16 protein-coding genes and 1 tRNA gene are annotated in these 21637 nt (G+C 72.7%); 7 read left to right on the forward strand and 10 right to left on the reverse strand.

The genetic code is table 11. The features are described 5' to 3' along the window. Window positions 1–23 precede the first annotated feature (23 nt). A complete protein-coding gene (locus FD678_RS05240) occupies window positions 24–365 on the reverse strand; it encodes a DUF3301 domain-containing protein (protein WP_177497584.1) in 342 nt (113 codons plus the stop codon). Window positions 366–607: 242 nt separating this feature from the next. Here FD678_RS05240 and FD678_RS05245 point away from each other — a divergent pair, with 242 nt between their 5' ends. Beyond that, window positions 608–4957: a DEAD/DEAH box helicase gene (locus FD678_RS05245; RefSeq protein WP_140720094.1), complete on the forward strand. Its 4350-nt coding sequence runs from the start codon at window positions 608–610 to the stop codon at window positions 4955–4957. Between the two features lie 109 nt (window positions 4958–5066). Here FD678_RS05245 and FD678_RS05250 read toward each other — a convergent pair whose 3' ends face one another. The 7 genes from FD678_RS05250 to rnd all read right to left on the reverse strand — a co-directional run bounded on the left by FD678_RS05250 (window position 5067) and on the right by rnd (window position 11078). Further along, window positions 5067–5477, reverse strand: coding sequence for an H-NS histone family protein (locus FD678_RS05250; protein ID WP_140720096.1), 411 nt, complete (start codon window positions 5475–5477; stop codon window positions 5067–5069). A gap of 196 nt (window positions 5478–5673) precedes the next feature. Further along, window positions 5674–5749, reverse strand: a tRNA-Ala gene (locus FD678_RS05255). 81 nt (window positions 5750–5830) lie between these two features. Further along, on the reverse strand, window positions 5831–6466 hold the full coding sequence (locus tag FD678_RS05260) for a DUF2894 domain-containing protein (RefSeq protein ID WP_140720098.1): 636 nt from the start codon (window positions 6464–6466) through the stop codon (window positions 5831–5833). After that, complete coding sequence (locus FD678_RS05265; protein ID WP_140720101.1) at window positions 6463–7107, reverse strand: OmpA family protein; 645 nt, start codon at window positions 7105–7107, stop codon at window positions 6463–6465. The genes FD678_RS05260 and FD678_RS05265 overlap by 4 nt, the downstream gene beginning before the upstream one ends. Further along, on the reverse strand, window positions 7104–9200 hold the full coding sequence (locus tag FD678_RS05270) for a DUF802 domain-containing protein (RefSeq protein WP_140720104.1): 2097 nt from the start codon (window positions 9198–9200) through the stop codon (window positions 7104–7106). The genes FD678_RS05265 and FD678_RS05270 overlap by 4 nt, the downstream gene beginning before the upstream one ends. 10 nt (window positions 9201–9210) lie before the next feature. After that, window positions 9211–9900: a DUF3348 domain-containing protein gene (locus FD678_RS05275; protein ID WP_140720106.1), complete on the reverse strand. Its 690-nt coding sequence runs from the start codon at window positions 9898–9900 to the stop codon at window positions 9211–9213. An 83-nt stretch (window positions 9901–9983) separates the two neighbouring features. Then, complete coding sequence (gene rnd, locus FD678_RS05280) at window positions 9984–11078, reverse strand: ribonuclease D (RefSeq protein ID WP_140720108.1); 1095 nt, start codon at window positions 11076–11078, stop codon at window positions 9984–9986. A gap of 98 nt (window positions 11079–11176) precedes the next feature. Here rnd and FD678_RS05285 point away from each other — a divergent pair, with 98 nt between their 5' ends. The 3 genes from FD678_RS05285 (at window position 11177) to FD678_RS05295 (ending at window position 15325) form a co-directional block, all read left to right on the forward strand. Then, window positions 11177–13018 (forward strand): formylglycine-generating enzyme family protein, encoded by a 1842-nt coding sequence (locus FD678_RS05285; protein ID WP_218569529.1) that lies wholly within the window; start codon window positions 11177–11179, stop codon window positions 13016–13018. Between the two features lie 33 nt (window positions 13019–13051). Further along, the gene (locus FD678_RS05290) at window positions 13052–13963 is read left to right on the forward strand and encodes a M48 family metallopeptidase (protein ID WP_140720113.1); all 912 of its coding nucleotides are present in this window, start codon (window positions 13052–13054) and stop codon (window positions 13961–13963) included. A gap of 105 nt (window positions 13964–14068) precedes the next feature. Then, complete coding sequence (locus FD678_RS05295) at window positions 14069–15325, forward strand: AcvB/VirJ family lysyl-phosphatidylglycerol hydrolase (RefSeq protein ID WP_140720115.1); 1257 nt, start codon at window positions 14069–14071, stop codon at window positions 15323–15325. 183 nt (window positions 15326–15508) lie between these two features. Here the strand turns inward: FD678_RS05295 and xseA are convergent, their stop codons facing one another. Further along, window positions 15509–16846 (reverse strand): exodeoxyribonuclease VII large subunit, encoded by a 1338-nt coding sequence (gene xseA / locus FD678_RS05300; RefSeq protein WP_140720117.1) that lies wholly within the window; start codon window positions 16844–16846, stop codon window positions 15509–15511. 7 nt (window positions 16847–16853) lie between these two features. Beyond that, the gene (queG, locus tag FD678_RS05305; RefSeq protein WP_140720119.1) at window positions 16854–17936 is read right to left on the reverse strand and encodes a tRNA epoxyqueuosine(34) reductase QueG; all 1083 of its coding nucleotides are present in this window, start codon (window positions 17934–17936) and stop codon (window positions 16854–16856) included. A gap of 72 nt (window positions 17937–18008) precedes the next feature. Here queG and FD678_RS05310 point away from each other — a divergent pair, with 72 nt between their 5' ends. From FD678_RS05310 to FD678_RS05320, 3 genes are all read left to right on the forward strand, one after another. Next, on the forward strand, window positions 18009–19493 hold the full coding sequence (locus FD678_RS05310) for an NAD(P)H-hydrate dehydratase (RefSeq protein ID WP_140720121.1): 1485 nt from the start codon (window positions 18009–18011) through the stop codon (window positions 19491–19493). Next, window positions 19490–19972 (forward strand): tRNA (adenosine(37)-N6)-threonylcarbamoyltransferase complex ATPase subunit type 1 TsaE, encoded by a 483-nt coding sequence (gene tsaE, locus FD678_RS05315; protein ID WP_140720123.1) that lies wholly within the window; start codon window positions 19490–19492, stop codon window positions 19970–19972. The genes FD678_RS05310 and tsaE overlap by 4 nt, the downstream gene beginning before the upstream one ends. Window positions 19973–20054: 82 nt before the next feature. Further along, a complete protein-coding gene (locus tag FD678_RS05320) occupies window positions 20055–21635 on the forward strand; it encodes an N-acetylmuramoyl-L-alanine amidase (protein ID WP_177497586.1) in 1581 nt (526 codons plus the stop codon). Window positions 21636–21637 lie beyond the last annotated feature (2 nt).

Raw genomic sequence — 21637 nt, forward strand, 5'->3', positions numbered from 1 at the left:
CGGCCTGGGGCTCGGATCCGCCGCTAGGGGTTCTCCAGCTCGCGCCGCAGCGGCGTCACCGTCGCCATCGAAGGGCCGGTGAACGCCACCAGCTCGGTGCCGCGCAGCACCAGGCGGCCGGTATGGCGGTCGATGCCATCGTGCGAGTAGTCGAAGCGGAAGGTCCGTTCGAAGCCGAGCCAGCCGTTGGGCAGGCGGCACGGGCGCAGGCGCACGGCGTGCACGCTCTGGTCGAGCCATTGCACGTCGGCGGCGCGGCAGGCATTGCGGCCGAGCACCTCGGCGCGTTCGGCGGCGGCACGCGAGGCGTTCCAGAAAGCGAACACGGCTGCGCCGGCAATCATCAACAGGATCAGGCTGGGCATGGGCGCACTGTGCCAGCGGGCGCCTGCACGGGCAATCGGCAGGACGCCGGTCCGGTCGCGGGGCGGCGCACCCGGGCGTCCGGATGTCCTCACATGGCCTTGCCGGCGATGAACGGTTAACCGCCTGCGGCCGTATGCCGCTTGCCGGCCTGCGGATCCGGCCGCATCTCGACAACGATACCTGCATCCGATCCTGGCCGGCGCTATCGTGGCGCAGGCGCCTCCTGGCCCGTTCCGATCCCATGACCGATCCGCTGCTCCGCTTCCATCCCGCCGTCGCGCGCTGGTTCCGGCACCGCTTCCAGGTGCCGACCGCGGCCCAGGCGGCCGCCTGGGCCGCGATCGCCGATGGCCGGCACACGCTCGTGGCGGCGCCGACCGGTTCGGGCAAGACGCTGGCGGCGTTCATGACCGCGATCGACGGCCTGCTGCGCGAAGGCCTCGAGCATGAGGGCGCGCTGCCCGACCATACCCGCGTGCTCTACGTGTCGCCGCTGAAGGCGCTTTCCAACGACATCCACGCGAACCTCGAGGCCCCGCTGGCCGGCATCCGCGCGGAACTGCAGGCGCTCGGCCTGCCCGAGGTGGACATCCGCAGCGCGGTGCGCACCGGCGATACCCCGCAGCGCGAGCGCGATAGGGCGCGCCGGCGGCCGCCGCATATCCTGGCGACCACGCCGGAGTCGCTGTACGTCCTGCTCGGTTCGGTCTCCGGCCGCGAGTCGCTGCGCAGCGTGCGCACGGTCATCGTCGACGAGATCCACGCGGTGGCCGCCGACAAGCGCGGCAGCCATCTCGCATTGAGCCTGGAGCGGTTGCAGGCGCTGGCGGAGGCGCCGCTGGTGCGGATCGGCCTGTCGGCCACCCAGAAGCCGATCGACGAAGTGGCGCGCTTCCTGGTCGGGGCAGGGCAGGTGCGCGATGGCCGGCCGGACTGCGAGATCGTCGACGCGGGATACGTGCGCGAGCGCGATCTCGCGCTGGCGCTGCCGCCGACGCCGCTGGGCGCGGTGATGTCCAACGACCAATGGCTGCAGGTCTACGAAGCGGTGGCCGGCCTGGCGCGCGAGCACCGCACCACGCTGGTGTTCGTCAACACGCGGCGGATGGCCGAGCGCGCCGCGCGGCACTTGGGCGACCTGCTCGGCAAGGACCGGGTGGCGGCCCACCACGGCAGCCTGGCGCGCGAGACGCGCCTGGCGGCGGAGCGGCGCCTGAAGGCGGGCGAGCTGACCGTGCTGGTCGCCACCGCGTCGCTCGAACTGGGCCTGGACATCGGCGAGGTCGACCTGGTCTGCCAGCTCGGTTCGCCGCGCTCGATCTCCACGTTCCTGCAGCGCGCCGGCCGTTCCGGGCACGCGGTGAGCGGAACCCCGAAGGCGCGGCTGTTCCCGGCCTCGCGCGACGAGCTGGTCGAATGCGCGGCGCTGCTCGATGCGGTGCGGCGCGGCGAGCTGGATGCGCTGCGCGTGGTCCAGGCGCCGGTCGACGTGCTGGCCCAGCAGATCGTCGCCGAGGCGGCCTGCGGCGATTGCGCGGAAGACGCGCTGTACGCGCTGGTGCGCCGCGCCTGGCCGTACGCCAACCTGTCGCGCGAGCGCTTCGACGAGGTGGTGCGGATGCTCGCCGAAGGCTTCGACACGCGGCTGGGGCGGCGCGCCAGCTACCTGCACCGCGACACCGTGCACCGCGTCCTGCGCGCGCGCCGGGGCGCGCGCACCACGGCGCTCACCTCCGGCGGCACGATCCCGGAGACCGGCGACTACACGGTGCTGCTCGAGCCGCAGGCCGAGAACATCGGGACGGTCAACGAGGACTTCGCGGTGGAGAGCCTGGCCGGCGACGTGTTCCAACTGGGCAATGCCAGCTACCGCATCCTGCGCATCGAGCCGGGCCGCGTCCGGGTGGAGGACGCCAAGGGCGCGCCGCCCAACATCCCGTTCTGGCTCGGCGAGGCGCCCGGCCGCAGCGACGAGCTGTCGCACGCGGTCGCGCGGTTGCGCGCGGACGTGGCGGCGCGGCTGCGCGAAGGCGGGCGCGAGGCCGCCCAGGCATGGCTGCTGGCGGAACTGGGGCTGCCCCTGGAGGCCGCGCAGCAGCTCGCCGACTACCTGGCCCGCGCCCTGGCCGACCTGGGCGAGCTGCCGACGCAACGCTGCGTGGTGATGGAGCGCTTCTTCGATGCATCCGAAGGCACCCAACTGGTGATCCACAGCCCGTTCGGGAGCCGCATCAACCGCGCCTGGGGCCTGGCGTTGCGCAAGCGCTTCTGCCGCACCTTCGACTTCGAATTGCAGGCGGCGGCCACCGAGGACGCGATCGTGCTGTCGCTGTCGACCCGCCACAGCTTCCCGCTGGAGGACGTGGCGCGCTTCCTGCATTCCGCCTCGGCCGAGCACGTGCTGGTGCAGGCGCTGCTGGACGCGCCGTTGTTCGGGGTGCGCTGGCGCTGGAACGCGACCAACGCGCTGGCGCTGCCGCGCTTCAGCAACGGGCGCAAGGTGGCGCCGCAACTGCAGCGGATGAAGTCCGAGGACCTGCTCGCCACCGTGTTCCCCGACCAGGTCGCCTGCCTGGAGAACATCGTCGGCGAGCGCGAGATCCCCGACCATCCGCTGGTCGCGCAGACGCTCCACGATTGTTTGCACGAGGCGATGGACAGTGCGGGCTGGCTCGAAGTGCTGCGCGGCATCGAGTCCGGCGCCATCGAGGTGGTGGCGCGCGACCTGCCGGCGCCCTCGCCGTTGGCCGCCGAGGTGCTGGAGGCGCGCCCGTACGCATTCCTCGACGATGCCCCGCTCGAAGAGCGGCGCACCCAGGCAGTGCAGGCGCGCCGGTTCGGCGACGCCGAGGACGCGGGCGCGATGGGCCGGCTCGATGCCGAGGCGATCGCCGCGGTACGGGCCGAGGCCTGGCCGCAGCCGCGCGATGCCGACGAGATGCACGAAGCCGTCGATACGCTCGGGATGCTGGCGATGGACGAGGTCGGGCGCGAGCCTGGCTGGTCCGCATGGCTGCAGGCGCTGGCGGGCGATGGCCGCGCCACCTGCCTGGTCCGGGAAGGCGTGCCGCTCGCGTGGGTGAGCGTGGAGCGGCTGGAATCGGTGCGCTTGCTGTATCCGTCGGCCGAACCGCGTCCGGCGCTGCAGGTGCCGGCAGGGGCGGCCAGCTTGGGACAGGAGCGCGCCGACGCCCTGCGCGAGCTGGTGCGGGCGCGCCTGGCCGGCCTGGGGCCGGTCACGCTGGAGCGGTTGGCCGCGCCGTTGCAGCTGCCGCGCGAGGACGTGCGCGATGCGCTGCTCGCGTTGCGCCAGGAAGGATTCGTGATGGCGGGGCGGTTCTCGCCGGACGCGGACGAGGACGAATGGTGCGAACGGCATCTGCTGGCGCGCATCCATCGCTATACGCTCGGGCGGTTGCGCCGGGAGATCGAGCCGGTCTCGCAGCGCGATTTCGCCCGCTTCCTGTTCGAATGGCAGCACCTGGGCGAGGGCAGCCGGCGATCCGGTTCGGAAGCGCTCGCGGGGGTGCTGGCGCAGTTGGAAGGCTTCGAGGCCCCGGCCGCGTGCTGGGAAAGCGAACTGCTGGCGGCGCGCCTGCGCGACTACCAGCCGGCCTGGCTGGACGAGCAGTGCGCAGCCGGGCGGGTGCTGTGGACGCGACTGCGGCCGTCCCCGGCGACGCGCAGCCCGGGCGCCTCGCTGCGCAGCGCGCCGATCCTGTTGCTGCCCAGGCGCGAAGCGATGCAGTGGCGGCGCCTGGCGGCGGAGCACGAGACCGGCGAGCCGCTGCATTCGCGCGCGCAGAAGGTGGCCGATTTCCTGGCCGAGCACGGCGCATCGTTCTTCGACGAGATCGCCGACGCGACGCGGCTGCTCGGCACCGAGCTGGAGGACGCGCTGGCGGAACTGGTGGTGCGCGGACGCGTGCACTGCGACAGCTATGCCGGGCTGCGTGCCTTGCTCGTGCCGGCGTCGAAACGGCCGTCGGCGCTGTCGAGATCGCGCAGGCGGGCGCCGTTGTCCGGGATCCGCGACGCAGGCCGCTGGTCGCTGCTGCGCGCGCCGCCGCCGGTCGCGGACGACACGCCGGGCGAAGCGCGCCACGAGGCGGTCGCGCACGTCGCGCAGGTCCTGCTGCGCCGCTATGGCGTGGTCTGCTGGCGGCTGCTGGAGCGCGAGGCGGCGTGGCTGCCGCCCTGGCGGGAGTTGCTGCGCGTGTACCGGCGCCTGGAAGCGCGCGGCGAGATCCGCGGCGGGCGTTTCATCGCCGGCCTGTCCGGCGAACAGTTCGCCTTGCCGGACGCGATCGGGTTGTTGCGCCGGCTGCGCCGCGAACCCTTGGCCGGGCAGTGGGTGTGCCTGTCGGCCAGCGACCCGGCCAATCTGCTGGGCAACGTACTGCCGGGCGAGCGCGTACCGCGCGTGCCGGGCAATCGCGTGCTGTACCGCGATGGGCTGCCGGTGGCGGCATGGGTGGCGGATCGGTTGCAGCCGCTGCAGGGGCTGGACGGTGCGGATCTGGCCGAGGCGCAGCGGCGCCTGTCCGGCACGGCATCGCGCGCGCCGGCGGGCATATCGGCGTTGGCCTGAGGCGGCTAGGAAACGCGGCGGAAGAACGGCGGGGGCCGCCTGGAGCCGGAAGGGATCGGCGCCCGCGTACCGGCCCCTCGCCCGTGCGGGCGAGGGGGCTCGGGCGGAATCAGCCCGGGAAGGCCGGGAATTTCTCGTTGGGGTGGCGGGCCTTCCATTCCTTGTAGGCGGCGGTGCCTTCCCATGCGGCGAACGCCTTCGGCGTACGGCCGCGACCGGTCCAGGTCTCGCCGGTGTGCGGCAGCCAGTACTTCGGCGCGACTTCGCGGCGCGCATCGCTGGCGGCGCTCTTCCTGGCCTTCGGCTTTTCCTCGCCGATCAGGGCGGCGATCTCGGCCTTCTGCTTGGCGTTGAAGTGGCCGGCGAATTCGCGCAGCAGGGCGAGCACCTGGGTGAAGGCATCGGACGACTGCTGCTGGCGCAGGTGGACTTCCTGTTCCTCGAGCTTGCGCAGTTCTTCGGCCAGCTTGGCCTTGGCCTCGGCAATGGCATCCAGGTTCAAAGCGTTCTTTTCGGTCATGGGTCTGTCTGGAAAGGGAATGTCGCGGGCAATGCAAGGGGTGCATTGTTGGCGGAATGCCGCTTGCAGGCAATGCCTGCAGGCACGTGCGGCCCCTGAGGGGGCAAGGCCACGCCGTTGTCGCGGCCGCATGTGAGGATCGTGCGATACAAGAAAGCCCCGGCATGCGATGCCGGGGCTTTCGTGCTGGTGTGATTGGTGGAGCGGAGGAGGATCGAACTCCCGACCTTCGCATTGCGAACGCGACGCTCTCCCAGCTGAGCTACCGCCCCACGCGAGGCGCGCATTCTAGCCTGATGCGCGGCCGGAAGCCAATAGCCGTCGACGGGGCGTTCGTTCCCGCGGCGCGCCGCTCATGGCGATCGCGGGTTCCGCGCGCGTTTCCTGGCGCCTGGAACGGGCGCTGCGTCCTTCGCCTGCACGGGAGGCACGTTGATCTGTTCGAGCCAGGAAAGGGCGTCGACATGGGCGAGGAAACGGCGCAGATAAGCCGGCGACAGCTCGCGCATCAGGTTCAACGAGCGGTGCACGAGCCGGCCTGAGTTGAGCGGGCCGGCGTTGGCCGGTGCCTGCTCCAGCGATTGCCGCACCTGGGTCTCGGCGTGGACCTTGGACCAGAGCTGCCTGAATTCGTCGAGTGCGGCCAGGTCCGGGTAGGTGGAGCGCGTCGACGGGTCGTCCGCGGCGCCGGCGGTCGGGTCGGTTGCCGATGTCTGCCGGGCGATATGGTCGAGCAAGCCGCGCAGCGGCGCGTGGTCCGGCGCCTCCGGCGTTCCGGCCTCCGGGCCGGGAGGATCGCGGCGATCCGCGTCCGTCGCGGCCAGCGTTGCCAGCCTGGCATCCAGCAGGCGGCGCGCTTCGCCGGCGTGCCGGGCCGCGCGGCGCCGCATCGCCTCGACGAAATGCCGGTGCAGGGACGCCGTGCGATCGGCGTCCTGCGCGCACGCGGAACCGGGCGGCGGCGGGGCGTGGTGGCCGTCGTCGCTCATCGGGGTACCGCGGCGGTGTTCTTCGGGCGCGGCACCGGCGCGATCTCCACGCGCCGGTTGCGCGCGCGGCCTTCTTCGTCGGCGTTCGAACCCACCGGCTGCTCGGCGCCGAAGGCGGCGGCGAACACCGACGAGGACGGCACGCCCTCGGCGATCAGGGCGCGCGTGACCGTCAGGGCGCGCTGGGCGGACAGTTCCCAGTTGTCGGCGAACTGGCGGTTGCCGTCGCGGACCTGGCGGTCGTCGGTGAAGCCGCTGACCATCAGGATCTCCTCGCGCGCCTTGAGGTAGCCGGCCAGCGGCCCGGCCAGGCTCTTCAGCACCTCGCGGCCTTCCGGCTGGAGCTGGTCGGAGTTGAGCGCGAACAGCACGCTGCCGCGGATGCCGATGCGGCCATCGACCAGCGTGACCCGGCCGGCGGCCAGCGGTCCGGCCAGCGCCTGTTCCAGGGTCTGGCGGCGCTGCGCTTCCAGCTGCCGTTGCCTGACCTCTTCGTCCAGCCGGCTGGAAAGCTGCATCTGCACGGCGATCACCCCGACCAGGATCAGCACGAACGCGCCCAGCAGCACCGACATCAGGTCGCCGAACGCGGCCCAGACCGGGGTAGCCGATTCGGTGTCGCCTTCGATGTCCGGGCTCATGTGGCTTCGGCTCCGGCGGAGCCGCGCTGGCCGGCGAGCTGTTGCAGTTCCTCGATGATCTGGCGCTGCACCAGCACGCTCAGGTCGATCACCTCGCGGGCCTGGGCCACGTAGTAGGCGAGCTGCTCGTCGCTGCGGGCGAGCGACTTGTCCAGCACGCTCTCGACGCGCTGCAGGCGCGCCACCAGCTTGTCGTTCGACTTGCCGAACTGCTGCACGATGGCGCCGAAGGCTTCGCCCAGGCTGGCGACCTCGGCCGCGCCGGCGGCGACCTGGGCGGCGGCGACGTCGAGCTTGCCGGCTTCGTTCTCGATCCGCTCGCCGATGCGGTTGCCGACCCGGTCCAGCAACTCGGACGAGGTGGCGACGAGCGCATCGATGGCGGCGCGCTGTTCGGTGGCGGCATGGCTGACGGAGCCGAGCAGGGTGTCGAGCGTGGCCATCAGGCGGTTGCGCTCCTCCAGCATCGCGGTGTCGCGGACCATGCTGTCGGAGAGCTTCTGGCGCAGTTCGGCGATGACCTCGGCCGCGGCCCGGGGCGCTTCCGACGCGGCCTGCACGAGCCGCGAGATCTCGGCGATGGTATCGCCGGCATGCGCCTTGGCCTGGGCCGTGATGTCGCCGGCGGTACGCGCCAGCACGTCGCAGATCTCCTGCTGGCGGCTGGCGGCATGGTCGGCGGCCCGTTCCAGCTCCTGGCGCAGGGCGGCGGCCACGGCGTCGAGCGTCGCGCTCCAGGCGGCCAGGCGCTGCTGATCCTGGGCGGCGAGCGCGGCCTGCAGGTCGGCGTGCGAGCGGGTGGTGCTCTCGACCAACGACGCGGCTTGCCGCTCGAAGCTGCCGGCCGCTTCGGACAATGCCTGCCGGCTGCCGGAGGCCAGCGCTTCGTTGAGGATTTCCTGCCGCGACAACGCCTGCTTCCAGGCCTCGCCCATCTGCGCGGCAGTGGCGTCGAGGCGGGCCGAAACGCCTTCGAGCAGATCGGCGGAACGCCGTTCGAAGGATTCGCCGGTCCGGCCGAGCATGTCCTGCAGCTGCTCGACCAGTGCCGCATTCGCGTGCCGCTGGTCGAGCAGGGCCTGGTTCCAGGCCTCCGCGACGGCCGCGGTGGTCTTTTCAAGGCCGCCGGACAGCGCTTCGGATTGCTGCTGCAAGGTCTGGGCGACGCTGCCGTGCAGCGCGGCGGTTTCGCGCGCGATCGCGGCCATGGTGGCCTGCACCACCGGCTGCAGCGCGGAACTGGCGGCGCGGGCGCCCTCGGCGACGTTCTCCTTCAACGATCGTTCCACGGAAGAGGCCAGCTGCAGGTAGGTCGCTTCGGTCCGCTCGTGGAAGGCTTGCTGCGCGGCGAGCTGGCGTTCGTGGGCGGCGAGGTTCTGCTGTTCGACGGCCGCGGCCATCGCCTGCAGCCGCTCGACCAGCGCCGGCATCGCCTCGGCCTGCCGCTGCAGCAGCTTGAAGGTTTCCTCGCGTTGGTGGGCCTGCGAATGCACGCGCAGCGTGGTCGCGATCTGCAGGTCCAGGCGTTGCGCCGCCTGCAGCCGCTCGCGCCTGCACAGCGCGGACAGCAGGCCGAGCATCGCGGAGGTGGCCACGCCGGCGATCGAGGTGCCGAACGCGAAGCCCAGGCCCTTGACCGGCGCGGCGAGCGACTCGCGGATCGCGTGCAGGTCGGCCGCGCTTTCCAGCGCGATGCCGGTACCGCGCAAGGTGGCCATCATGCCCAGCAGCGTGCCGAGCATGCCGAGCAGCACCAGCAGGCCGACCAGGTACGGCGTCAGCGCCGGTCCGGGCAGCGCGACGCGTTCGCCTTCCACGCGCAGGCGCACCGCGTTGCGCAGCGACGGATGCAGGCGGTCCAGCCAGTCGCCGAGGCCGGAGGGCGGTACGGGCAGCGCGTCCAGCGCCCGCGCCAGCGTGGCGGTGGCCTGCCGGTAGCGATACAGCTCGAATCCGCCCGCCACGTAGCAGGCGCCGATGAGCAGGGCCACGGACGCGGCCAGCGGGTTCGAGCCGGCGTAGCCGGCGCCGATCCAGCACACGACCGCCAGGCCGACGAGAAATACAGCGAAATCGAGCAGTTTCTTCAACATAACGTCTCAGTCAGGAGGTGCGGAGGGCCGCCTGCAGGCCCTCGACCGGTTGTAGGCGGACATCCAGCTCGGCGAGCAGTACGTCCTGCATGGTCTTGCGGAACCCGTCGAGCCAATCGACGGGCGCTGCCGCCGCGGCGTCCTCGGGGGACGGCGCTTGGTCCGGGAGCCCGGCGCCCTGGCGCAGGCGCTCGAAATGCTGGCCGAGCAGCGCGGGCGCCCGCGACAGCAGCGTGCGTTCGCGCCGGGCCAGCGCCTTCTCCATCGCCGCATCCACGGTGGCGAGCCGGGCCGGGCCCGGGCCTTGCGCCGCCAATCGCTCGCGCAGGCGCGCGCGCGCCTGGCCGATGCCGGTCTCCATGGTCTGCTGCAGGGCGAGGTAGCGCTGGCGGAAGAAGGCGTAGTCGGTGGCGACGCCCGCCCCGTTGCCGTCGAAGGCGCGGTCGGCGGCGATGGCTTCGGCCAGGGCGGCGCGGACGCCGGCGCATTCGTCCTCCCCGGCGTCGCCCGGGGGCGCCACGCCAGCGAGCGGCCGGCCGTCGAGCGCCGCCGACAGGGCGATGGCGTTGTTGATGTCGAGCCATTCGCTCAGCCGCTCCGCCGGCAGCGGGCGGGGCGGCTGGACATCGGTCTCCGCCAGGCCGGCGAGCAGGCGGATGAACGTCGGGCCGTGGAATGGCGTGCGGCGGGGGAGTTGCACTAGGCGGCTGGCGTAAAAACGACCATTTTACCAGTTGCCGACGACCGGCCCGTCAATCCCGCCGCTGCGGCCCCACTGGCGGCTCAGCCGGCTGCCCGGGCGGCGTCCAGCAACGGCATCAGCTGCGGTTCCAGCAGTTCCTTGCGCCAGCCGCCGAGCGGCGCCGGCCAGCGCCCGCTTTCGATCAGCGCTTCGAGGTGGCGGCGCGAGGCCAGCACGCCGTCGGGCAGGGACAGGGCGCGGCTGTGCATGGCCACCGCGTCCTGGAGGCGCTTGAGCGTGGCCTTGTGGGCATCGCCCGCGGCCAGCGCCAGCGGGGCGTCCCGTTCGTCCGGCAGCGGCGTGGACAGGGCCTGCCACAGCGCGCCGGCGAGCTTGCGCGGGGCCTTGGGGAGCCTGTCGAGCTGCTGCTGGAGCGCGGTTTCGTCGGCCGGCGGGGTGCGCGCCAGCGCCACGGCCAGTTCGTTGTCGAGGATCCAGCTGCGCGGCTTGTCGCTCTGGCGCGCCTGGCGGTCGCGCCAGCGCAGCAGCCGCAGCAGCCGCAACTGCGCGTCGCGGTCGAGGAACTGCGCGCTGCGCATGGCCACGTGCGGCCAGCGCTCGGGCTCGTCGTGCTCCACCGTGGCCAGCAGGCGCTCGCAGTCCTCGGCCAGCCAGCCGGCGCGGCCCAGGGCCTCCAGCCGCGCCGACAGCGCGTCGTGCGCGGCGAACAGGTGGCGCACGTCGTCGGCGGCGTATTCCAGCTGGGACGGCGACAACGGGCGGCGCAGCCAGTCCGAGCGGGTCTCGCCCTTGGCCAGCAGGGTGCCGGTGAGTTCGTGGACCAGCTTCTGGTAGCCCAGCCCGGCGCCGATGCCGGCCAGGGCGGCGGCGATCTGGGTGTCGAACAAGGGCCGGGGCAGCACGCCGCAGGCGCACTTGAAGGCCACCAGGTCCTCGCTGGCGCTGTGCATCACCTTGACGACGTCGGGCGCGGTCAGCCAGGGCTCCAGCGCTTCGGCGATCCCCGGCGCCAGCGGGTCGACCAGCAGGATCTCGTCGTCGACGGCGATCTGCACCAACGCCAGTTGCGGCCAGTAGGTCCGTTCGCGGATGAATTCGGTATCCAGGCCGATGCGGGCGGGGCGGCGCAGCAGGTAGGCGTCGAGTTCGGCGGGCTGTGTGATCCAGTGGGGCACGTAGTGGGGGTCCGTGAATGCGAAGGTGGAGCGGGTGGGTAAGAATAGCCCAGCCCAGCCGGCGCCCCTCCGGGCGCGGCGTCCACCAGGAGGGAAGGTTGCCAAGACGCGTCGCGTATCCGGTGCTGCTCGCGCTGCTGGCCACGGCGTGCTCGCCTTCCTCGTCCGCGCCCGAGGTGCCGCCCGCGGGCGGCGCCAAGGACAGGGCGCCGGAAGTGACGATCGGCGACGAGGGCGCGGCCGAATCGGTCGCGCGCTGGCATCGACCGGCGGTGGCGCTGGACCGGGCCGATCTGCCGCAGGCGCGCCGCCGGGCCGCCCAGGCCCTGAGGGAGGGGCGGCTGTTCGAGACCGCCGACGACGCGATTCCGCTCTACCTGGCGATCCGCGAACAGGTGCCGGAAGACCCGGCCGCGCGTTCGGGCCTGCGCAGCGCGCTGCAGCGGTTGCTGGAGCAGGCGGGGGCGCTGCTCGCCCGGGACGGCGACGAGGAGGTGCCGCTGGACCGGGCCCGGTCGATGGCGATGGTGGCGCTGGCGCTGCGGCCGGAGGACCCCGAGGTGCGGGCGCTGCTCGGGCGTGTGGAAACCGCCCAGCGCGTGCTGGCGTTCAACCGTGCCGGCGAGGACGACCTGCGTGCCGACCGGCTGGGCGAGGACGGCAACGGCGCGCTGGACAACTTCCGCGAAGCGCTGAAGCTGGATCCGGACGATGCGCGCGCGCGGCAAGGGCTGGCGGCGGTGGAGAGCGGCCTGGTCCGGCGCGCCGAGCAGGCCGCGGAAGCGTCCGATTTCGAGGCCGCGCAGCGGTGGCTGGAGCTGGCCGCGACGGTGCGCCCGCCGTCGCCGGCGATGGCCGATGCCCGGCTGCGGATAGCGGCGATCCGCCGGGCGCAGGTCGCCGCCCTGCACGATGGCGGCCTGCGCGACCTGACCTCGCCGCCGGGCCTGAAGGCCGCGCGCGAGAAGCTGGCCGAGGCCCTGCGCATCGCCGAGCCGGGCGATGCCCTGGTCGCCGACCTGCGCGGGCGCGTCGAGCTGGCCACGCACTACGGCAGCTTCCGTCCCGGACAGGTGTTCACCGACGGCATGCAGAACGGCGGACGCGGCCCGCAGATGATCGTGGTGCCGCACGGCGCGTTCATGATGGGGGCGAGCGACCTGGACCTGGCCGCCACCGACGCCGAGCGGCCGGCGCACTACGTGCGCTTCGAGCGCGGCTTCGCGATGTCGATCACCGAGGTGACGGTGGCCGAGTTCCGCGCCTTCGTCGAGCAGGCCAAGGCCCGTCCGCGCGCGACCCGGCGCGGCCACTCGGTGGTCTACGACGAGCGCTCCGGCAACTTCATACGCCGCAGCGGGGTGGACTGGCAGTCCGGCTACGACGGCCGGCGCGCGGCCCCCAACATGCCGGTGATGCACGTCAGCGTGCGCGACGCGGAAGCCTACGCGCGGTGGCTGTCGGAACAGACCGGGCGCCATTACCGGCTGCCGACCGAGGCCGAGTTCGAGTACGCGCTGCGGGCCGGCAGCACCGGGCGCTATCCCTGGGGCAATGCCGGCACGCCGCCGGAGAACACCGGCAACTTCACCGGCGGCAACGACGTGTCGCCGAGCGGGCGGCACTGGAACAACGCCTTCGTCGGCTACGGCGACGGCTACTGGGGCCCCGCGCCGGCGGGAAGCTTCAAGGCCAACGCCTGGGGCCTGCACGACATGGCCGGCAACCTGAGCGAATGGGTGGCCGATTGCTGGCATTCCAACTACCGGCGCGCGCCGGCGGACGGCGCGGCATGGTTCAATCCCGGCTGCCGGCAACGCCTGGTCCGCGGCGGCAGCTGGGCGAACTCGCCGCAGCAGACGCGCGCGTCGTGGCGGCTCTCACAGGATTCGGACATCACCAGTGCCAGGATCGGCTTCCGGCTGGTGCGGGGCATCTGATCGGCGATCCGGGGCAGGGGAGGAAAGGGAGTCATGCGCAACGATCCATTCGGTGGACAGGCAGGCGCGCCGCGCCGGCGGCCCGGTTTGTTCGGCAACGTTCGCTGGGGCGTGCTGCTGCTGTTCGCGGGCTATGCCGCGTACTACTGGTTCTCGAACCGGACCGAGGATCCCTACACCGGAGAGAAGGTGCTGATCGACGGCTCGCTCGGCGTGGAGCAGGAGAAGGCGCTCGGCTTGCAGGCCTACCAGGAGATCCTCAGCCAGGAACGCCCGATCGACCCCGGCTCGCCCCAGGCGCAGCAGGTGCGGGCGATCGCGCAGCGGTTGATCGCGAAGATCGATCCGGTCGAGGGCGCGCTCGCCGCCGAACACGGCATGCAGCCGAACCGCATCTCGCGCGACTTCGACTGGGAGGTCAACGTCATCCAGTCCGACCAGGCCAACGCGTTCTGCCTGCCCGGCGGCAAGATGGCCGTCTACACCGGCCTGTTCCCGGTGGCCCAGAACGCCGACGCGATGGCGGTGGTGATGGGGCACGAGATCGCCCACGCGCTGCTGCGGCACGGCGCCCAGCGCATGGCGCAGCAGAAGCTGACCCAGATCGGGCAGATGGCCGGCGCCGCCAGCGGCATGGACCCGCAGCAACAGCAGATGGTGATGGCCGCGATGGGATACGGCTACCTGCTGCCGTATGCGCGCAGCCACGAGACCCAGGCCGACGAGGTCGGCCTGATGCTGGCAGCGGCGGCGTGCTTCGACCCGCGCCAGGCCATCCCGTTGTGGGAGCGCATGGAGCAGGCCAGCGGCGGCCAGGCGCCCCCGGAGTTCTCCTCCACCCATCCCAACCCGGGCACCCGCATCCAGAACCTGCAGGCGCTGATGCCCAAGGCGCTGGAGTACCGGCAGCGCTTCTGCCAGGACGGCGCCGCCGGCGCGCGCTGAACGCAGGGCGCCGGCGCTCGCTTAACGGCCGTGAACGCGGACGCCGGCCGGGCGGGAACCGGGCGCGGCCGCGTGTGTCGAAGCCGCACACGGCCGGGGATTCCCATGAAGTGGCAGATCACGATATTCAGGTGGGTAATGGCGCTACTGCTGGTCGCCGGCAGCGGCTATGCGGTGGCCTGGCACATGAGCGACGGCACCGTCGGGCGCTACGGACGGCCCGAGATCCTGCCGCCGCCGGCCGGTGCGCCCAAGGCGCTGGCGCTGGTGTTCCCGGACCCGGCGGCCCCGGAGCGGGCCCGGGCGAGCGCGCGCCGGTTGGCCGCGCAGGGGGCGCTGGTCGCGGTGGTCGACACGGCGCGCTACCTGGATAGCGTGAGCAAGCCGGGGCAGGTCAACTGTGCCGGGTTCGCCGACGACGCCGAGCGCTTCGGCAAGCACCTGCTCCGCAAGCGGCACATCGATGTGTTCCTGCCGCCGCTGCTGGTCGGCGACGGCGAGGGCGCGTTGCTGGTCCGGCAGGCCATGGCCGCGGCGATGCCGGACGTGCTGGCAGGGGGCGTCGTGGTCGACGGCGGGGCCGCGCAGGATCGTTTCGCCTGCGGCACCCAGGCGCCGTCCGCCGCGCAGGGCACGCTCGCGGTGGTGCCGGCGTCGGCGACGGCCGACCAGCTCGCGCAGGCGGTCCAGGCCGGCTTCCCGGCCGCGGGCAGCGGCCTGGCGGGATTGCCGCTGGTGGAAATGCACGTGCCGGGCAGCCGCAGACTGGCGATCGTGATCTCCGGCGACGGCGGCTGGCGCGAACTGGACAAGGGCGTCGGCGCCGAACTCAACCGGCAGGGCGTGTCCGTGGTGGGCTGGAACAGCCTGCGCTACTTCTGGTCGGAAAAGAGCCCGCAACAGATCGGCGACGACCTTTCCCGGGTGATGGCCGAGTACCAGCGGCGCTGGCACGCCGACGACATCGCGTTGGTGGGCTATTCGTTCGGCGCCGACGTGATGCCGTTCGCCTACCAGCGGCTGCCCGAGGCGCAACGCCGCCAGGTGCGTTTCGTCTCGCTGCTCGGCCTGGCCCATGGCGCCAACTTCAAGGTGCGGGTCGGCGGCTGGCTGGGTTTCGGCAAGTCCGGGCAGGCGCCGGTCCTGCCCGAGCTGGCGAAGATGGATCCGAGGCTGCTGCAGTGCATCCACGGCGAGCAGGAGAAGGGATCGCTCTGCCCCGAGCTCGAGGCGCGCGGGATCGAGGTGGTCGCGCGGCCCGGCGGCCACCACTTCGACCATGACCCGGCCAAGCTGGCGGCGATCATCCTGCAAGGCTGGCAGCGGCGCGTGGCAGGCGCTGCGGCCGCCGCGCATGCCTGATCCGGATCTGGTTCTGTCTGAATCAGATTCTATAGGAGCAGCTTCTGTGGGAGCGGCTTCAGCCGCGATGAGGCTTTCATTCAGATCCCTCTGCAACAGCCAGTACATCACATGTGCAGGGGTTCATGAGAAAGCCCCATCGTGGCTGAAGCCGCTCCCACAAGAGCTGCTTCTACGAGGATTCTAGGGGTCTTCCTGCTCCACCCGCAGGCCGAGCGTGCCGTCGCCGATGCGCGCATGCAGGCGTTCGCCGGCGTGGACCTGTTCGCGCGAACGCACCAGCCGGCCGTCGTCGGCACGGGTGAGGATGGCGTAGCCGCGCGCCACAGTCGCCAACGGGCTGACCGCCTCCAGCGAACGCGCCAGGCCGCGCAGGCGCAGCGCTTCCTGCTGCAGCCGCCGCAGCAGCGGCGGTTGAGGATTGGCCGCCAGCAGGCGCTGGCGCAGGCGCGGCAGCTCGCGCACGGGATCGTGCAGCCGCAGCAGCGCTCCGGCACGCTGCAGGCGGCCATGCAGGCGCTCGAACGTCTGCCGGCGTTGCGCCTGCAGGTGGCGCAGCGCTTCCTCCTGGCGGCGGCGCAGCAACTGCAGCCTGGCCTGCGGGCTCCGTGCGTTCAAGCGCAGCGCGGCGCGGTCGCTGCGCTGCATCGCCTGGTCGAGCCGGTGACGCTGCAGTTGCAGCAGGCGGGTGCGCGCGCGCTGCACGCGCAAGGCCAGTTCGCGCTGGTCGGGCACCAGCAGCTCGGCCGCGACCGAGGGCGTCGGCGCGCGCAGGTCGGCGGCGAAGTCGGCCAGGGTGAAGTCGGTCTCGTGGCCCACCGCCGACACCACCGGCGTGGCGGATGCGGCGATCGCGCGCGCCAGCTGTTCGTCGTTGAACGCCCACAGGTCTTCCAGCGAACCGCCGCCGCGGGTCACCAGGATCGCGTCGTAGCGCCCGCTGGCGTCGGCGCGGCGCAACAGCTCGGCGATCTGCGCGGCGGCGCTTTCGCCCTGGACCAGCGACGGCAGCAGGTCGACCTCCAGCATCGGGAAGCGCCGCCCCAGCACGCTGAGCACGTCGCGCACCGCCGCGCCGGTCGGCGAGGTGATCACCGCCAGCCGGCGCACGTGCGCCGGCAGCGGGCGCTTGCGGGCCGGGTCGAACAGGCCTTCGGCCTCCAGGCGCGCGCGCAGTTGCTCGAAGGCGCGGCGCAGCGCGCCTTCGCCGGCTTCCTCGAGGTGGTCGAGCACCATCTGGTAGTCGCCGCGCGCCTCGTACAGCGTCAGCCGGCCGCGCGCCAGCACGCGCAGGCCCTCGCGCGGCTGGAACTTCAGCCACTGGCTCTTGGGCCGGAACATCGCGCAGCGCACCTGGGCGCGCGCGTCCTTCAGGGTGAAATACAGGTGCCCGGACGAGGGGCGGGTGACGTTGCCGAGTTCGCCTTCCACCCACACCAGCGGGAACGCGCCCTCGAGCAGGTCGCGGGCGAGCGTGTTGAGCTGGCTGGGCGTGAGTATCTGGTCTTCGCGGGCAGGCATCGCGCGATTATCCCGCATCGACGCGCGGGGCGTGCTGCGCCAGCGCCCACTGCACGTGCTCGCGCACCAGCGCCGAGGGATGCTCGCGGCGCGAGGCCAGCGCCTCCAGCACCGCGGGAGTCGAGGGCGCGTTGCCGAGCGCCACCGCGATGTTGCGCAGCCAGCGCTCGTGGCCGCTGCGCCGGATCGGGCTGCCCTCGGTGCGGCCCAGGAACTCGTCTTCCTCCCAGGCGAACAGCTCCGGCAGCGTGGCTTCGTCCAGGCGGTTGCGCGCGCGGAAGTCCGGCTCGTCGGTGCGCCGGGCGAACTTGTTCCAGGGGCACGCCAGCTGGCAATCGTCGCAGCCGAAGATGCGGTTGCCCATCGGCTTGCGCAGGTGCTCCGGGATCGCGCCCTCGTGCTCGATGGTCAGGTAGGAGATGCAGCGGCGCGCGTCGAGCCGGTACGGGGCGACGATCGCCTGGGTCGGGCAGACGTCGATGCAGCGCGTGCAGGTGCCGCAGTGCGCGGTGGCGGGCACGTCGATCGGCAGCGGCAGGTCGATGTAGATCTCGCCGAGGAAGAACCAGGAGCCGCCCTGCCGGTCGATCAGGCAGGTGTGCTTGCCGATCCAGCCGAGGCCGGCATTGCGGGCGAGCGCGCGTTCCAGCACCGGCGCCGAATCGACGAACACGCGGTGACCGAACGGGCCGATCTCCGCCTGCACCTTCTCGGCCAGCTTCTGCAGGCGGTTGCGCATGAGCTTGTGGTAGTCGCGGCCGAGCGCGTAGCGCGCCACGTAGGCGCGTTCGCCGTCGGCGAGGGCATCCCAGGCCTGCGGATCGTCCCTGCGGCCGTAGTCGAGCCCGACCGAGACCACGCGCAGCGTGCCCGGCACCAGCTCGTGCGGGCGCGAGCGCTTGTCGCCGTGCTGGGCCATCCAGTGCATGGTCCCGTACAGGCCCTCGGCCAGCCAACTGCGCAGGTGCGCTTCGTCCTCGCCGAGTTCGACGCCGGAGATGCCGCAGCGCTGGAAGCCGGCCTCGCGCGCGAGCGCGCGGATGCGCGCGGCGGCGCGGTGCGGATCGGCGTTGGCGAGGACGGCGGACATGCAGGAGAGCTTATATCCCCCGCACATGGATGTGCGGGCTTTTGCGAGGGACTCGCACGGTAGAATCGCCGCATGTTCGAGCCGCTGGACCTCTACGACACCGCCGCCGCGCGCATGATCGACGCGCAGGCCACCGCGCTGCTCGGCGGCGATCCCTACGTGCTGATGCAGCGCGCCGGGGCGGCGGCGTGCGAATTGCTGCTGGAGCGCTGGCCGCGGGCGCGGCGGATCGCGGTCGCCTGCGGTACCGGCAACAACGGCGGCGACGGCTACGTGCTGGCGCGGTTGCTGCACCAGGCCGGCCGGCGCGTGCGGGTGGTGCACCTGCCCGAGCGCGGGCCGGCATCCGAGCTGGCCCAGCGCGCCTGCACCGACTATCTCGCCGTCGGCGGCCGGGTCGAGCTGTTCCCGTGCGGGCTGGGCGACGAGGACGTGCTGGTGGACGCCCTGTTCGGCCTCGGCCTCAATCGCGAACTGGACGAGGGCAGCAGCGGGTTCGTCGAGGCGATCAACCGGGCCGGTGCGCCGGTGCTGGCCCTGGACGTGCCGAGCGGCGTCGATGCCGAGCACGGCGTGGCCCCGGGCGCGGCGATCCGGGCGCAGCTGACGCTGCAGTTCATCGTGCCGCACCTCGGGCTGTATACCGGCGACGCACTGGAGCATGTCGGCGAGAAGGTCGTGCATGGGCTCGACGTGCCGGCCTCGGCGCTCGCGGCGATGACGCCGCGAGCGCAGTCGTGGGACCCGTCGGCACTGGCCGATCGGTTGCCGCCGCGCCGGCTCAACAGCCACAAGGGCGAATCCGGCCGGGTCCTGTGCATCGGCGGCAACGAGGGCACCGGCGGCGCGGCGATGCTCGCCGCGGAGGCGGCGTTGCGCAGCGGCGCCGGGCTGGTAGCCGTTGCCACCCGCGCGCGCCATGTCGGGCCGTTGCTGGCGCGCTGCCCGGAAGCGATGGCGCGCGCGGTCGAGGACGGCGACGCGCTGCGGCCGCTGCTGGCGCAGGCGGACGCGGTCGCGGTCGGGCCGGGACTCGGGCAGGACGACTGGGCGCGGGGACTTTGGCAACTCGCGCTCGCCGCCGGCAAGCCGCTGGTGATCGACGCGGACGGATTGAACCTGCTGGCCGCCGCGCCGCGGCCGGTTCCCGGCGCCGTGCTGACCCCGCATCCGGGCGAGGCCGGGCGCCTGTCGGGCATTCCCGCCGCGCAGGTCCAGCGCGATCGCGTGGCGGCGGCCGAATCGCTGGCCGCGCGCTTCGATGCCGTGGTCGTGCTGAAGGGCGCCGGCACGATCGTCGCCGCCCCGCATCGCACGCCGAGGATCGTCGCCGCGGGCAACCCGGGCATGGCGGTAGGCGGCATGGGCGACCTGCTGACCGGCGTGATCGCCGCGCTGATCGCCCAGGGCCATGCGCCGTTCGATGCCGCCGCGCTCGGCGCACTGCTGCATGCCTGCGCGGGCGACGCGGCCGCTGAGCAGGGCGAGCGCGGCCTGCTTCCCACCGATCTGCTGCCGGAACTGCGGCGGCTCGCCAATCCCGGGATACGTCGATGATCGAAGGTTTTCTCGCCTCCACGGAGGCCACCGAGCGCCTGGGCGGCCTGATGGCGGCCACGCGGCCGGCGCAGGCCGTGGTGCAGCTGCAAGGCGACCTGGGCGCCGGCAAGTCCACCTTGGCCCGGGCGCTGCTGCGTGCGCTGGGGGTCGCCGGTGCGATCCGCAGCCCGACCTATACGCTGGTCGAGCGCTACCCGCTGGCCGACGGCAGCGAGGCCTGGCACCTGGACCTGTATCGCGTCGGCGCGGCCGGGGAGCTGGATTTCCTGGGACTGGACGAGGGCACCGCGAGCCTGTGGCTGGTCGAGTGGCCCGAGCGCGGCGCGGGAGCGCTGCCGCCGGTGGACCTGACGGTGCGCCTGGCGGTGGCGGGCGAGGGGCGGCGCCTGCAGGTGCGGGGCGAGAGCGAAACCGGCCAGGCCTGGGTGGATCGGCTCCGGGCGTTGCCCGAGTTGCAGGGCATTGCTGCCGGCTGACGCTAGAAAAGTTTGGCAGGTTACGGATTATTAAGGGAAAACGTATTGCAATTACGATGCTGCGGTGATTGAATCCGGCTCCATGAGCCTGGGGAATCGCCAATTCATCGTTCTTGCGCTGGCCGCGAGCCTCGGCGCGGCGGGTTTTGGCGTGGACGCGGGCGAGATCCGCGGCGTGTCGCTCAGCAGCGGCAGCACCGGTACCCGCGCCGAGATCCAGCTGGCCGGCAGCGGCGGCTACAAGACCATTTCCCTGGCCGGCCCGAACCGGCTGGTGGTCGATTTCCCCGATTCCGCCGCCGCGCGCGGGCTGAAGATGCCGGCCCCCGGCGGCGTGGTCACCGCGGTGCGGACCGGCCAGCCGGTGCCCGGCACCTTCCGCGTGGTGTTCGACCTCGCCGGTGCGGTGGTCGCGTTCAAGCCGCAGATGCTGCGCAACGGCAGCGGTTCGACGCTGGTGATCGAGTGGCCGGGCGAAGGTTCGCCGGACCCGGCGGCGGCGCCCAAGCTTGCCCAGGGCGAGCCCCAACCCGCGGCCGCGGCGACCGTCGCGCCGGATGCGCGCGCCGAGGCCGCGCGTGCCACCTCGGCATTGACGGCCTCGGTGGTGCGCGCCGCCACGGCCGCTCCCGCGACGCCGCCTCCGGCCGCGCCGGAACCGCGTCCCGCCACGCCGGCGACGACACCGGGCGCGCCGCCCGCCATCGCATCCGCATCCGCATCGGCGTCTGCCACCGGCGCGTCGCCCGCGGCGATCCTCAACGGCGCTGCCGTGGCGGCGAATGCGCCCGCGGCGAAACCGCCGGCGGACCCGCCCGGCGGCGATGCGCTGGACCCCGAGATCGCGCCGCGCCCGGTGATGCCGAGCGCGGCGTCGCGGGTGAAGATGGCGGCCGGCATGCGCCCGCTGGTGGTCGCGATCGACCCCGGCCACGGCGGCCAGGACCCGGGTGCGATCGGCCCGACCGGCAAGCGCGAGAAGGACGTGACCCTGGCCGTGGCGCGCGAACTGGCGCGCCAGGTCAATGCCACGCCGGGCCTGAAGGCCTACCTGACCCGTGACAGCGACGTCTTCATCCCGCTGCCGATGCGGGCCAAGAAGGCGCGCGCGGCCGGTGCCGACATCTTCATCTCGATCCACGCCGACGCCGCCGAGAACCGCAGCGCCAGCGGCTCCTCCGTGTACGTGCTCTCGACCAAGGGCGCGTCGTCGCAGCGCGCGCGCTGGCTGGCCGACAAGGAGAACGCGGCCGACCTGGTCGGGGGCGTGCGCCTGCAGCAGACCGAGGACACCTTGGCCAACGTGCTGATCGACCTCGCCCAGAGCGGCCACATGAAGGCATCCGAGGATGCCGCCGGGCACGTGCTGGGCGGGCTCAAGCGGATCGGCAACAACCACAAGCCGCACCTGGAGCGCGCCAACTTCGCGGTGCTGCGCACTTCGGACATGCCGGCGATGCTGGTGGAGACGGCCTTCATCTCCAATCCGGAAGAAGAGCGGCGCCTGACCGATCCGGCTTACCAGCGCAGGCTGGCCAGCGCCGTGCTGGACGGCGTCAATACCTTCTTCACCCGCCAGCCGCCGCCGGGCACGTTGTACGCCGCGCGCGCCCAGGCCGAGGCGGAGGCGGCGGCCGGTACCGTCGCCGGCGGCAGCCGCTGACC

The sequence above is a fragment of the Pseudomonas sp. Hp2 genome (assembly GCF_006386585.1).
GTDB classification, from domain to species: Bacteria; Pseudomonadota; Gammaproteobacteria; order Xanthomonadales; family Xanthomonadaceae; genus Pseudomonas_S; species Pseudomonas_S boreopolis.